Origin of the sequence: Pseudomonas sp. B28(2017), from assembly GCF_002113025.1 — a bacterium.
Lineage (GTDB): Bacteria > Pseudomonadota > Gammaproteobacteria > Pseudomonadales > Pseudomonadaceae > Aquipseudomonas.
The window spans coordinates 72,827-86,369 of sequence record NZ_NEJH01000014.1; the positions used below are offsets into that span (position 1 = coordinate 72,827).

A 13,543-nucleotide genomic window follows, 5' to 3' on the forward strand; every position below is an offset into this window, starting at 1 on the left:
CCCATGACATGTCATGGGCTTTTTGATTTGTGCGTGTGGTTTTACACGTAGAAGGACTTTAGCGGTGGAAAGCCGTTGAACTCAACAGCGCTGTAGCTGGTGGTGTACGCACCGGTCGATAGCCAGTACAGGCGATCACCGATGGCCAGGTTCAGCGGCAGGCCGTACTTGTAGTTTTCGTACATGATGTCGGCGCTGTCGCAGGTCGGGCCGGCGATGACCACTTCTTCCATCTCGCCCTTTTTCTCTGTCCAGATCGGGAACTTGATGGCTTCGTCCATGGTTTCGATCAGGCCGGAGAACTTGCCCACATCCGTGTACACCCAACGCTCTACCGCGGTACGGGATTTACGTGCGACCAGCACTACTTCACTGACCAGGATGCCGGCGTTGGCGATCAACGAACGGCCCGGCTCCAGGATGATTTCCGGCAAGTCATCACCGAAGTCTTCCTTGAGGAAGCGGATGATTTCTTCCGCGTAGGTTTCCAGGCTGTTGGTGCGGGTGATGTAGTTGGCCGGGAAGCCGCCGCCCATGTTGATCAGTTTCAGGTGGATGCCATCTTCTTCTTTCAGGCGTTCGAAGATCACTTTGACCTTGGCGATGGCCGCATCCCAGACGCTGATGTCGCGCTGCTGCGAGCCAACGTGGAACGAAATGCCGTAAGGCACCAGGCCCAGGTCACGGGCGAGGATCAGCAGGTCCATGGCCATGTCGGTCTGGCAGCCGAATTTGCGCGACAACGGCCAGTCGGCAGTGGTCGAGCCTTCGGTCAGGATACGTACGTAGACTTTTGCACCCGGTGCCGCCTTGGCGATGTTGCGCAGGTCGGCTTCGGAGTCGGTGGCGAACAGGCGCACGCCCTTGTCGTAGAAGTAGCGGATGTCCTTGGACTTCTTGATGGTGTTGCCGTAGCTGATATGGTCGGCGCTGACGCCACGGCTCAGCACTTTGTCCAGCTCGTAGATCGAGGCGATGTCGAAGCTCGAGCCTTTCTCTTTGAGCAGGTCGATGATCTCGACGGCCGGGTTGGCCTTGACCGCGTAGTAGACCTTGGCGAATTCGAAACCGGCGCGCAGGTCGTCATAGGCCTGGGCAATCATCGCGGTGTCGATCACCACGAACGGGGTTTCCTGCTTATCGGCGAACGCCTTCATTTTCTGAAAGGTTTCGCGCGCGAAATAGTCTTCGACCTGGATCGACATACGTTGGGACTCCTACTGGCAAACATCAGTAACAATGGGTGTAAGGGCAATCAGCCCTAGTGAACGTCCTCCGTATCCCCACTTTGGTTCGCCTACTTCCCAAGGCATGTCGCCGAAAGCAAAAAGGCCATGGGAGCGCTGCGCCCTTGGCCTTGCTGTCTCGTCGTCAGTACTTGAGCCGGATGGATCGTTTCCAGCATGGACGTTCGGCGCGAACTTTAGGGCGTGAGGGGCCTGAGATCAACTAAAAATGTCGCGTTTTCGCACTCTTCTGACGTGCGTTGCAGGCATCACTCTTTGTAGCCGACCGAGATGACGGGAAGATGTTCCCCGATAATTTTCAAGTGTTAAAAATACCTGCACGTTCGACGCTTTTGTGTGCCAAGTCATGGAAAAGTGCGATGGCGTCAACATAAGCGACGTTGGCGGCGAAAAGGTCTGTTGAGCGAGGATTTGACTGTTTCGGCAGGCCTTTTTAGAGACCACCTGCCGAGGCAGGTGTTGATATTTTTTTCCGGCTGCCAGATTGCGCGATTTTTGTGGGAGCGAGCCTGCCCGCGAAGGCATTTTCACAGCCAACATCGTCGCTGGCGGACATTGCGCTATCGCGAGCAGGCTCGCTCCCACAGGTTTTGCATTTTTACGCCACTACAGCCAAGGCCGGCGACACGATGCTGGTCTTCATGCCCCGCGAACGTCCAGAGCTCAGGTAGGCTGCAATCGACTCCTGAGTGACTTCGCCGAGGAACACCCGCTCGGCATTCATCACTGGCAACCAGGAGCGGTTGAACTCATACATGCGCGACAGCAGGATACGCAAATGCTCGTCGTAGGCCGCCGTAGCGTTGAACTCGCGCAAGTACTGCGCGCAGGCACCGGTCTGACGATGCAGGTCGCGGCGACGTACGTAACCCAGGGCTTTGTTCTCGGCGCAGGTGACCACCACATAACGCCGGTCATGCTCATCCATCAGATCCAGCGCTTCGGCGACTGTGGTCTCCGGGCTGACGGATGGCGCGTTGTCCGCCGCGTCTTCGGCTTTTACCAACAGCAAGCGCTTGAGGGTGCTGTCCTGGCCGACGAAGTGGCTGACAAACTCATCCGCCGGATGCGCGAGCAGCGTGTCCGGGTGATCGATCTGCAACAGCTTTCCGGCGCGGAAAATCGCGATCTTGTCGCCCAGCTTGATCGCCTCGTCGATGTCATGGCTGACCATGATCACGGTCTTGTTCAGCGCCCGCTGCATTTCGAAGAACTCGTTCTGGATCATCTCGCGGTTGATCGGGTCGACAGCGCCGAAAGGTTCGTCCATCAGCAACAGTGGCGCATCCGCCGCCAGTGCGCGAATCACGCCGATCCGTTGTTGCTGGCCGCCGGACAATTCCCGCGGATAACGATGCAGGTATTGTTTGGGTTCGAGCTTGATCATGCTCATCAACTCGCGGGCGCGGTCGTGGCATTTCTGTTTGTTCCATCCGAGCAGCTTCGGCACCACCACGATGTTCTCTTCGATGGTCATGTTCGGGAACAGGCCGATCTGCTGGATCACGTAGCCGATGTTGCGCCGCAGCGTCACTTCGTCGAGGCCGGTGGTGTCTTCGCCATTGATCAGGATCTTGCCCGAGGTGGGTTTGATCAGACGGTTGATCATTTTCAGCGTGGTGCTTTTGCCGCAACCCGATGGCCCGAGGAACACGCAGATTTCGCCTTCATCGACGGTCAGGCTCACCGAGTCCACGGCTTTCACGTCTTTGCCATTGCTTTGGAAGGTCTTGCCGAGGTTTTGAAGTTCGATCATTTCAGGAGTCCTTTTGGAGTCAACGAGCGTTGCAGCCATTGCAAAAACAAGTCGGCGAAGATCGCCAGAAGGCTGACCAGCAGTGCGCCGACGATCAGCATCGACATGTCGCTGCGGCTGATGGATGCGAGGATGAGTACACCGAGGCCGCCGGCGCCGATGGTCGCTGCGATGGTCATTACGCCGATGTTCATCACCACGGCGGTGCGCACGCCGGCGAGGATCACTGGCACGGCGATGGGCAGTTCGACCATGCGCAGGCGCTGGCCGAAGGTCATGCCGATGCCGCGCGCGGCTTCGCGGATGCCCGGCTCGACGCCAGTGAGGGCCAGATAGGTGTTGCGCATGATCGGCAACAGTGAATAAAGGAACACGGCGGTGATCGCCGGCATCGGTCCGAGGCCCTGGCCGAATTTCGAATAGAACGGCAACAGCAGACCGAACAGCGCAATCGACGGTACAGTCAGCAGCACGGTGGCGCTGGCCTGCAACGGACTTGCGAGGCTCGGGAAACGCGTCATCAACATGCCCAGTGGCACACCGGTGAGGATCGCCAGGCTGACGGCAATGCCAACCAGGGTGATGTGCTGCCAGGTCAGATGCATCACCTGTTGCCAGTCGAAATGGGAAAAGGCGTTCAGCAATTCCATGACTTTTCCTCCTTAATTGATGGGGTGCTGGCGCAGGAAATCAGCGGCCACGGCGGAAGGGCTTTGGTGATCGACATCGACCCGGGCGTTGAGTTGACGCATGGTTTCGTCGTCAAAGAGTTCGGCCAGCGGCTTGAGTTGTTCGGCGAGTTTCGGATGTGCATCCAGGTATGCCTGACGCACCACCGGCGCGGCGGTGTAGTCCGGGAAGTAATGCATGTCGTCTTCCAGCAGCTTCAGGCCGAAAGCACTGAGGCGACCGTCGGTGGTGTAGACCAGGCCGGCGAACACTTGCCCGTTTCGCAGCGCTGTATAGACGAGCCCCGCGTCCATCTGCCGGATGTTCTTGCGGGTCAGGTTCATATCGTAGAGCTTGACCATGCCGTCCAGACCGTCGGAGCGGTTGGCGAACTCGGTGTCCAGCGCCACCAGGTGATTGGTCCTGGTTTGGTCGTGCAGCACTTTGTTCAGATCGCTGATGCTGTTGATCTGCGGGTATTGGTCAGCGACTTTTTTCGGCAGGGCCAGGGCGTAGGTGTTGCTGAATTTCGACGGGGTCAGCCAGACCAGGCCTTTTTTCGCGTCGAGTTGTTTGACCCGGGTGTAGGACTGTTCGCTATCGAGTTTTTCGCTGACATGGTTGTAGGCCACCAGCGACACGCCGGTGTATTCCCAGAGCATGTCCAGTTGCCCGCTTTCGTGGGCACTGCGGGCGAGGTTGCTGCCCAGCCCGCCGGTGACCTGGGTGTCGTAACCCTTGGTGCTCAGGTATTGCGAGGTGATTTCCGCCAGCAGAGTCTGTTCGGTGAACACCCGGGCGCCGATGCGGATCACCGGTTTTTCCGCGGCTTGGACGATTCCTGCGAACAGCAGGACGCAGCCCAGAATCAAGCTAAGTCGTTTCATGAATATTCCTTTGCCGAGGCGTTAAGACGGGCGCAAACTGCGTTCCAGCCAGAGACGGCTGGCGAGGGTGACCACGCCATCGAGCAGCAAGGCCAGCAGCGCGGTACACGCGGCGCCGAGCAGCAGTTGCGGCTGATTGTTCAGGGCGATGCCGGGGAAGATCAGGCTGCCGAGGCTGTTGGCGCCAATCAGGAACGCCAGTGGCGCGGTGCCGACGTTGATCGCCAGCGCCACCCGCACGCCACCGACGATGATCGGCACGGCGTTGGGCAACTCGACTTTCCACAGCACCTGGCGCGGGGTCATGCCCATGCCGACAGCCGCTTCCTTGAGCGAGCCCTGGACGTTTTTCAGGCCTTCATAGGTGTTGCGCACAATCGGCAGCAATGAAGCGAGGAATAAAGCGAAGATCGCCGGCCCACTGCCGATGCCGAGGATGCCCAGGGCAATCGCGAGCACGGCCAGCGGTGGCACGGTGTTGCCGATGTTGAAGATCTGCATGAAGCGTTCGGCGCGGCCGACCATGGTCTGGCGGCTCAGGAAGATGCCGGCGGGGAGGCCCACGACAACGGCGGCCAGCATTGAAACGAGGACGAGAATCAGATGAGCTTGCAGGTAAAACAACAAATCGTCGCGGTAGTGTTCGATCGTGTTGATGCCGATCCAGTTGATCAGCAGGGCCAGGAGGGCGATTACCAGCGCGCCTCCCATCAGCCCTTTGCCATAGCGGATAGCCACAGGCGGACTCCTTTTTTTCAGTCGGCGAACGCAGTCCCGTGTGGCAGGCCATCATTGGCTGCCGGGCAACGTTCGCGAGAAGCAGCTCTTCATGTGCCGAACGCGCTCCTACAGAGGGGAGCGTGTACGGCTTATCGAGCCATGAGCACAGCCTCGTCAGGCTGAATTGCAGGTGTTTCAGGCCCCCGACGAGTGGTCGTTACGGGGGAGTGGACGTCTCCGTGCTTTAAAAGGTTCCCATCCGGGGCAGCATTTGGCCACCCTTAATGTGCTCAACGGTTCGGTTATTGCACTGAGTTGGGCTATAATCGCGGCCCTTTTTTGAATCACCGCCAGGCGATTTCCCATGACCAGACAGGCCGCCGAAGTCGCGAAACGCCGCACTTTCGCCATTATTTCCCACCCCGATGCCGGTAAAACCACGATCACCGAAAAGCTCCTGCTGATGGGCAAGGCGATTGCGGTAGCCGGTACGGTGAAATCCCGTAAATCCGACCGCCATGCGACATCCGACTGGATGGAGATGGAGAAACAACGGGGTATTTCCATCACCACGTCGGTCATGCAGTTCCCGTATCGCGAACACATGATCAACCTGCTCGACACCCCGGGCCACGAAGACTTCTCCGAAGACACCTACCGCACCCTGACGGCGGTTGACTCGGCATTGATGGTTCTTGACGGCGGTAAAGGCGTCGAGCCACGCACTATTGCGCTGATGGACGTCTGCCGTCTGCGTGACACGCCGATTGTCAGCTTCATCAACAAACTCGACCGTGACATCCGTGACCCGATCGAACTGCTCGACGAGATCGAAGCCGTCCTCAAGATCAAGGCTGCGCCAATCACCTGGCCGATTGGTTGCTACCGCGACTTCAAGGGCGTGTACCACCTGGCCGATGACTACATCATTGTCTACACCGCCGGTCACGGTCACGAACGCACCGAAACCAGGATCATCGAGAGACTCGACTCCGACGAGGCGCGTGCGCACCTGGGTGACGAGTACGAGCGTTTCCTCGAGCAGCTGGAACTGGTTCAAGGCGCTTGCCACGAGTTCAACCAGCAGGAGTTCCTCGACGGTCAGCTGACCCCGGTTTTCTTTGGTACGGCACTGGGCAACTTTGGTGTCGACCACGTTCTTGACGCTGTCGTCGATTGGGCCCCGCGCCCGCTGGCCCGGGTCGCCAACGAACGCACCGTGGAGCCGGTGGAAGAGAAGTTCTCAGGCTTCATCTTCAAGATCCAGGCGAACATGGACCCGAAACACCGCGACCGCATCGCTTTCATGCGCATTTGCTCCGGCAAGTACGAAAAAGGCATGAAGATGCGCCACGTGCGTACCGGCAAGGATGTGCGGATCGGCGATGCGCTGACCTTCTTCTCTTCCGAGCGTGAGCAACTGGAAGAAGCCTTCGCCGGCGACATCATCGGCCTGCACAACCACGGCACGATCCAGATTGGCGATACCTTCAGCGAAGGCGAAGTCCTGGGCTTCACCGGCATCCCGCACTTCGCCCCGGAACTGTTCCGTCGCGTACGCCTGCGTGATCCGCTGAAATCCAAGCAACTGCGCCAGGGCCTGCAGCAACTGGCCGAAGAAGGCGCGACCCAAGTGTTCTTCCCGGAGCGCAGCAACGACATCATCCTCGGCGCTGTCGGTGTGCTGCAGTTCGATGTGGTCGCCAGCCGCTTGAAAGAGGAATACAAGGTCGAGTGCTCCTACGAGCCGATCACCGTTTATTCCGCGCGATGGATCGAATGCAGCGACAAGAAGAAGCTTGAGGAATTCTCCAACAAGGCTGTGGAAAACCTGGCATTGGACGGCGGTGGTCACCTGACCTACCTCGCGCCGACGCGGGTCAACCTTGCGTTGATGGAAGAGCGCTGGCCGGACGTGAAGTTCCGCGCGACCCGTGAGCATCACTAAGCGCTGAATGGCGACACCGCAAAGCCCACTGTGAAAGCAGTGGGCTTTTTTAATGCATCGAGTTTAATGGCGTAGAACTTACTCGTCTTCGCCCATCTGCGATTGCAGGTAGTTCTCGATACCGATCTTTTCAATCAGGCCCAACTGGGTTTCCAGCCAGTCGATATGTTCTTCTTCGGACTCGAGGATATCTTCAAGCAGCTCACGGCTGCCGAAGTCACCGACTGTTTCGCAATGAGCGATAGCCACTTTGAGATCCGCGTGACCGGTGCGTTCGATACGCAAGTCGCACTCAAGCATTTCCTTGGTGTGTTCGCCGATGTGCAGCTTGCCCAGGTCCTGGACGTTCGGCAGGCCTTCAAGGAACAGGATCCGCTTGATCAGCTTGTCCGCGTGCTTCATCTCGTCGATGGACTCGTGGTACTCGTGCTTGCCGAGCTTGTTCAGGCCCCAATCTTCATACATGCGCGCATGCAGGAAGTATTGATTGATCGCGACCAGCTCATTGGCAAGGATCTTGTTGAGATGCTGGATGACTGTAACGTCGCCTTTCATGATGGGGTCCTGCCCTTTATTAGCTGTCAATAGAGCAGAGTTTGAGCCGCGTATTTAATAGTGTCAAACCTAAGTTATTGAAACTTAAATGAAAATTAATCGGAATAAGAATGTTTGTGTTCCGCGTCTAGAGCATAACTAGTTGATTTTGAGACATAAAAAAACCGGACTTATGTCCGGTTCTTTGAGATTCGATATTCAGGCGGCTGTAAATTCTGCTGGATATGGAATTGCAGCCTGAGCCGTTTGCAGTTTTGTCAGGGTCTCGCGAACCACTTCCTTGGCGAGGCAGGCACATTTGCCGCATTGGCTGGCAACGCCTGTGGCCACACGGACTTCCTTGTAGCTGCAGCAGCCTTCATAGATCGCATCGCGGATTTGACCGTCGGTGACGCCAGTGCAGAGGCAAACATACATAAGGAAGGACCGTCGCTGATTGTGACTCAATTGCGATGGATCTTAATGTTAACGAGAATGATTGTCAAAGTGCTTTCAGAACACTTTTCGTCATGAGCGGGTATGGCTGACGAACGGTCTGCCTGGCAAGTCGGGGGGATACAAAACCGTTGAGGATTTCATCGTACAGGGAAAAAACAGCTAAGCCAGCTCAAATACGCGGTGTATGATGACCGGTCTTTTGCGACCGGGGATCGTGTCACAGGGCTGTCGCCTCTGGGTGGCAGGCTGATGCGGACCCTGTTTCTCACGCTATTACACCAGGAGATATCCAATGAGCGTACTCGTAGGCAAACAAGCCCCTGACTTCACCGTACCGGCCGTACTCGGCAATGGCGAGATCGTTGACAGCTTCACCCTGTCTTCGGCGATCAAAGGCAAATACGGCCTGGTGTTCTTCTACCCGCTGGACTTCACCTTCGTTTGCCCGTCCGAGCTGATCGCTCTGGACAACCGCATGTCCGAGTTCAAGGCACGCAACGTTGAAGTGGTCGCGGTGTCGATCGACTCGCACTTCACTCACAACGCCTGGCGCAACACTCCGGTCAACAATGGCGGTATCGGCGAAGTTCGCTACACCATGGCTGCCGACATCAAGCAGGAAATCATGAAGGCCTACGACGTTCAGTCCGCTGACGGTGTGGCTTTCCGTGGCGCGTTCCTGATCGACGACAAAGGCGTTGTCCGTTCGCAGATCATTAACGACCTGCCGCTGGGCCGTAACATGGAAGAGCTGCTGCGTCTGGTCGACGCCCTGCAATTCCACGAAGAGCACGGCGAAGTCTGCCCTGCCAACTGGAAAAAAGGCGACAAAGGCATGAACGCTTCGCCAGAAGGCGTTGCGGCTTACCTGACCGAGCACGCTGCCGCTCTGTAAGGCACACGCTCCAGCTATAAAAAACAGGTACAAAAAAACCGGCCATCGAGGCCGGTTTTTTATGCACGGAACAAACCTGGAACTCCTGCAGGAGCGAGCCTGCTCGCGATGGATTCAAGAACGCCACGGGGAGCCAGACTGCCTGCGTTATCGTTCACGTACATCGCGCACGAGCTCACTCCTACAAAGAACAATCAATCGTCGAAGTCTTCCCAGCCGCCCATTTGTTTCCAGCGATTGACGATGCCGCAGAACAGTTCTGCCGTCTTCTCGGTGTCATAGCGGGCCGAGTGAGCCTCGCGACCGTCAAAGTCGATGTCCGCTGCCTGGCACGCCTTGGCCAGCACGGTCTGGCCATACGCGAGGCCTGCGAGCGTTGCGGTATCGAAACTGGAGAACGGATGGAACGGGTTGCGCTTCATGTCCAGGCGCGCAACCGCCGCATTCAGGAAGCCCAGGTCGAAGCTGCTGTTATGCCCGACCAGGATCGCCCGTTTGCAGCCATTGGCCTTGAGGGCCTTGCGCACGCCACGGAAGATATCGTTCAGTGCCGACTCTTCACTCACGGCCATGCGCAGCGGGTGATCGAGCTTGATCCCGGTGAACTCCAGGGCCGCGGCTTCGATGTTCGCGCCTTCGAACGGCTCGACTCGGAAGAAGTAGGTGTGATCCGGGTAGACAAACCCCTTTTCATCCATGGCGATGGTGGTCGCGGCGATTTCCAGCAGGGCGTCGGTGGCCGAGTTGAAGCCACCGGTTTCTACGTCGACGACAACCGGCAGGTAACCGCGAAACCGCGCGGCCATTGGATGACGGGAACCGCCTCCGCCACCATTGCCTTCCAGTTCGTCATCGAAACGGTCTTCACTCACGCGTGTTCCTCCAGCAGGCGCCAGCGCAGTTTTTCACCGGCGCGCAGCGGGATAACGGTCAGCTCGCCAAACGGCAGGCTGGCAGGGGCGGTCCATTCTTCACGAACCAGGGTGATGCGATCGGTATTGGCCGGCAGACCATAGAACCGCGGGCCGTTGAGACTGGCGAAGGCTTCGAGTTTGTCCAGCGCATTGCGCTGTTCGAAGGCTTCGGCGTACATCTCGATGGCAGCATAGGCCGTGTAGCAACCGGCGCAGCCGCAGGCCGCTTCCTTGGCGTGCCGGGCGTGGGGCGCCGAGTCGGTGCCGAGGAAGAACTTCTCGCTGCCGCTGGTGGCGGCGTCGAGCAGGGCTTCCTGGTGGATATTGCGCTTGAGGATCGGCAGGCAATAGAAGTGCGGCCGAATCCCGCCCACCAGCATGTGGTTGCGGTTGTACAACAGGTGGTGAGCGGTGATGGTCGCGCCCACGTTGGCCGAAGCCGAGTTGACGAACTGCACGGCGTCCGTGGTGGTGATGTGTTCGAAGACCACCTTGAGGGTCGGGAAACGCTCGACCACACGGCGCATGTGCTCATCGATGAAGAATTTTTCGCGGTCGAATACGTCGACATCGCCACGGGTGACTTCACCGTGAATCAGCAACGGCATCCCGACTTCGGCCATGGCCTCGAGTGCAGGGAAAATCTTGTCGATGCTGGTCACACCGGAGTCCGAGTTGGTGGTCGCGCCGGCCGGGTACAGCTTGGCGGCGTACACGAATCCGCTGGCCTTGGCCTCGCGAATTTCTTCAGGCTGGGTGCGGTCGGTCAGGTACAGGACCATCAGGGGCTCGAACGGGCTGCCGGCCGGGCGGGCAGCGAGAATCCGCTGGCGATAGCCGTCGGCTTCGGCCGTGTTACGCACCGGTGGAACCAGGTTGGGCATGATGATGGCGCGGCCAAAGGTGCGCGCGACATCCGCAACAGTATTGGTCAACACGGCACCATCGCGAAGATGAATGTGCCAGTCGTCGGGACGCAGCAGGGTCAGGCGGTCGGACATGAGGGGATTCCAGGCGGGTCAAACTCAGGGGAATGCTACCGGAAAAGACTCTTGCAGGCACTCGCTATCAAGTTTTACGGGAAGCTTCCGATATCCAACAGGTATGCCGTAAACATGCGTGTGTCGGTCTTTTTGTTGTAGAAGCCAGTGGAGCCTCCCGTGCGCCAGCGTTATTTAGCCTTGCTCAGTGTGTTTGCCAGCCTTCCCGCGATGGCGCTCACTTTCCAGACCCGTCTGGAGAGCATTGAGTGGACGGTCGAGGGTGACAAGTTCGAATGTCGTCTGGCTCAGCCGATTACCGACTTCGGTTCGGGCGAGTTCGTGCGTCGTGCCGGCGAGCAGGCGACTTTTCGTCTGAAAACCTACAACCCGATGATCGGCGGCGGTTCGGCGACCTTGCTGGCCGCTGCGGCACCGTGGCAACCCGGGCGTGACGATATCAATCTGGGGACGGTGAGAGTCGGCAGCGGCAGCGTGTTGTTCAACAGTTCACAGGTTCAGGCCGGACGCCTGATCAGCGGATTGATGGATGGTCGCAGCCCGGTGGTTCGCCATTCTTCGGGGGATGGCCGGGTGTCGGAAGTGCGCTTGCTGCCGGTCAGGTTCAGCAAGGCGTTTGCCGATTACCAAAGCTGCGTGGCCAAACTGTTGCCGCAGAACTTCGAGCAGGTGAAGCAATCCGAAGTCGGCTTCCCCGGCGGCGGAATCGAGCTCGACAGCGCCGCGAAGGCCAGGCTACAGGTCATGCTGGAGTACATGAAGGCCGATCCGACGGTCAATCACATCGAGCTCGACGGGCACTCCGACAACAGCGGCAACCGTCTGACCAACCGCGACCTGTCGCGGCGCCGGGCCTTGGCAGTGATGGAGTTCTTCAAGGCCAACGGCATCCAGGAGTCGCAAATAACCATGCGCTTCCATGGCGAGCGTTATCCGCTGGCGCCCAATACCAGCAACGCCAACCGCGCGAAGAACCGACGGGTAGCGGTACGCCTGGAGCGTGGAGCGCCTGCGGAACAAGTCGCCCCGCAAGCGACGAAAGCGGCCACTTCGGCTACTTCCTGACTCTGTGGTCATCGTCGCCCTCTCGACATAATCTGTCGCTTCGTCGTCATAAGCTGTCGCGCCACTGTAAATTATTCTGCATGAGCGGTAGACTTCCCGGCTTTCCGTAGAACCCCGTGGAGTGATGGCATGGCGGACGTAAACAAGGTCGTTCTGGCGTATTCCGGCGGCCTGGACACTTCGGTGATCCTCAAGTGGCTGCAGGATACTTATAACTGTGAAGTGGTGACCTTCACCGCTGACCTGGGTCAGGGCGAAGAGGTCGAACCTGCACGCGCCAAGGCTCAGGCCATGGGCGTCAAAGAGATCTACATCGATGACTTGCGCGAAGAGTTCGTGCGCGATTTCGTTTTCCCGATGTTCCGCGCCAACACCGTTTACGAAGGCGAGTACCTGCTGGGTACTTCCATCGCTCGTCCGCTGATCGCCAAGCGCCTGATCGAAATCGCCAACGAAACCGGCGCTGACGCCATTTCCCATGGTGCCACCGGCAAAGGCAACGACCAGGTTCGTTTCGAACTCGGTGCCTACGCCTTGAAGCCAGGGGTGAAAGTGATTGCTCCCTGGCGCGAATGGGACCTGCTGTCCCGTGAGAAACTGATGGATTACGCCGATAAGCACGCGATCCCGATCGAGCGCCACGGCAAGAAGAAATCCCCGTACTCGATGGATGCCAACCTGCTGCACATCTCCTATGAAGGTGGCGTGCTGGAAGATACCTGGACCGAGCACGAAGAAGACATGTGGCGCTGGACCGTATCCCCGGAAAAAGCTCCAGACAAGCCGCAGTACCTGGAACTGACCTACCGCAACGGCGACATCGTCGCACTGGACGGCGTCGAAATGACTCCGGCCACCGTGCTGGCGACCCTGAACCGTATCGGTGGCGAACACGGTATCGGCCGTCTCGACATCGTCGAGAACCGCTACGTGGGCATGAAGTCTCGTGGCTGCTATGAAACTCCAGGCGGCACCATCATGCTGCGCGCCCACCGTGCGATCGAATCGATCACCCTGGACCGTGAAGTGGCTCACCTCAAGGACGAGCTGATGCCCAAGTACGCCAGCCTGATCTACACCGGCTACTGGTGGAGCCCTGAGCGTCTGATGCTGCAGCAGATGATCGATGCGTCCCAGGTCAACGTGAACGGCGTTGTGCGCCTGAAGTTGTACAAGGGCAATGTGATCGTCACTGGCCGCAAGTCCGACGACTCGCTGTTCGACGCCAACATCGCTACCTTCGAAGAAGATGGCGGCGCGTACAATCAGGCGGATGCAGCGGGCTTCATCAAGCTCAATGCCCTGCGCATGCGTATCGCGGCGAACAAAGGCCGGAAGCTGTTCTGAGACCTTTGACATCGTTATGGGAGCCTGACCTCGTCCAGGACGAGATCAGGCTCCTGAAAATGGGAGGTGACGCTAGTTACTACGTTGTCAGGTGTTTTTAT

The 13,543-nt window shown here is 58.4% G+C and carries 13 protein-coding genes; 4 read left to right on the forward strand and 9 right to left on the reverse strand.

What is annotated here, in order from left to right:
* Positions 1–41 precede the first annotated feature (41 nt).
* From CAF65_RS24945 to CAF65_RS24965, 5 genes are all read right to left on the reverse strand, one after another.
* Positions 42–1,205, reverse strand: coding sequence for a type III PLP-dependent enzyme (locus CAF65_RS24945; protein ID WP_085718663.1), 1,164 nt, complete (start codon positions 1,203–1,205; stop codon positions 42–44).
* 640 nt (positions 1,206–1,845) lie between these two features.
* The gene (locus CAF65_RS24950; RefSeq protein ID WP_085718664.1) at positions 1,846–3,003 is read right to left on the reverse strand and encodes a betaine/proline/choline family ABC transporter ATP-binding protein; all 1,158 of its coding nucleotides are present in this window, start codon (positions 3,001–3,003) and stop codon (positions 1,846–1,848) included.
* Positions 3,000–3,653 carry an ABC transporter permease gene (locus tag CAF65_RS24955; RefSeq protein ID WP_085718665.1) on the reverse strand — a complete coding sequence of 218 codons (654 nt, stop codon included), beginning with the start codon at positions 3,651–3,653 and terminating at the stop codon, positions 3,000–3,002. The genes CAF65_RS24950 and CAF65_RS24955 overlap by 4 nt, the downstream gene beginning before the upstream one ends.
* A gap of 12 nt (positions 3,654–3,665) precedes the next feature.
* A complete protein-coding gene (locus CAF65_RS24960) occupies positions 3,666–4,559 on the reverse strand; it encodes a glycine betaine ABC transporter substrate-binding protein (protein WP_085718666.1) in 894 nt (297 codons plus the stop codon).
* A 21-nt stretch (positions 4,560–4,580) separates the two neighbouring features.
* Positions 4,581–5,270, reverse strand: a complete 690-nt coding sequence (locus CAF65_RS24965) for an ABC transporter permease (RefSeq protein WP_178076739.1) — start codon at positions 5,268–5,270, stop codon at positions 4,581–4,583.
* A 373-nt stretch (positions 5,271–5,643) separates the two neighbouring features.
* On the opposite strand from CAF65_RS24965, the gene CAF65_RS24970 reads away from it, so the two are divergent.
* Positions 5,644–7,227, forward strand: coding sequence for a peptide chain release factor 3 (locus CAF65_RS24970; RefSeq protein WP_085718668.1), 1,584 nt, complete (start codon positions 5,644–5,646; stop codon positions 7,225–7,227).
* Positions 7,228–7,305: 78 nt separating this feature from the next.
* Here CAF65_RS24970 and bfr read toward each other — a convergent pair whose 3' ends face one another.
* Both bfr and CAF65_RS24980 read right to left on the reverse strand, forming a co-directional pair.
* The gene (bfr, locus tag CAF65_RS24975; protein ID WP_057396758.1) at positions 7,306–7,782 is read right to left on the reverse strand and encodes a bacterioferritin; all 477 of its coding nucleotides are present in this window, start codon (positions 7,780–7,782) and stop codon (positions 7,306–7,308) included.
* 198 nt (positions 7,783–7,980) lie between these two features.
* Complete coding sequence (locus tag CAF65_RS24980; protein WP_007985869.1) at positions 7,981–8,199, reverse strand: bacterioferritin-associated ferredoxin; 219 nt, start codon at positions 8,197–8,199, stop codon at positions 7,981–7,983.
* A gap of 313 nt (positions 8,200–8,512) precedes the next feature.
* Here CAF65_RS24980 and CAF65_RS24985 point away from each other — a divergent pair, with 313 nt between their 5' ends.
* Complete coding sequence (locus CAF65_RS24985) at positions 8,513–9,115, forward strand: peroxiredoxin (protein WP_007971324.1); 603 nt, start codon at positions 8,513–8,515, stop codon at positions 9,113–9,115.
* A 194-nt stretch (positions 9,116–9,309) separates the two neighbouring features.
* Here the strand turns inward: CAF65_RS24985 and rnt are convergent, their stop codons facing one another.
* Both rnt and pyrC read right to left on the reverse strand, forming a co-directional pair.
* On the reverse strand, positions 9,310–9,987 hold the full coding sequence (rnt, locus tag CAF65_RS24990; protein WP_085718669.1) for a ribonuclease T: 678 nt from the start codon (positions 9,985–9,987) through the stop codon (positions 9,310–9,312).
* The gene (pyrC, locus tag CAF65_RS24995; protein WP_085718670.1) at positions 9,984–11,030 is read right to left on the reverse strand and encodes a dihydroorotase; all 1,047 of its coding nucleotides are present in this window, start codon (positions 11,028–11,030) and stop codon (positions 9,984–9,986) included. Before pyrC ends, rnt begins: the two co-directional genes overlap by 4 nt.
* Positions 11,031–11,189: 159 nt before the next feature.
* On the opposite strand from pyrC, the gene CAF65_RS25000 reads away from it, so the two are divergent.
* Together CAF65_RS25000 and CAF65_RS25005 are read left to right on the forward strand one after the other, a co-directional pair.
* On the forward strand, positions 11,190–12,095 hold the full coding sequence (locus CAF65_RS25000; protein WP_085718671.1) for an OmpA family protein: 906 nt from the start codon (positions 11,190–11,192) through the stop codon (positions 12,093–12,095).
* A gap of 129 nt (positions 12,096–12,224) precedes the next feature.
* Positions 12,225–13,442 (forward strand): argininosuccinate synthase, encoded by a 1,218-nt coding sequence (locus CAF65_RS25005; protein WP_085718672.1) that lies wholly within the window; start codon positions 12,225–12,227, stop codon positions 13,440–13,442.
* Positions 13,443–13,543: the final 101 nt, after the last annotated feature.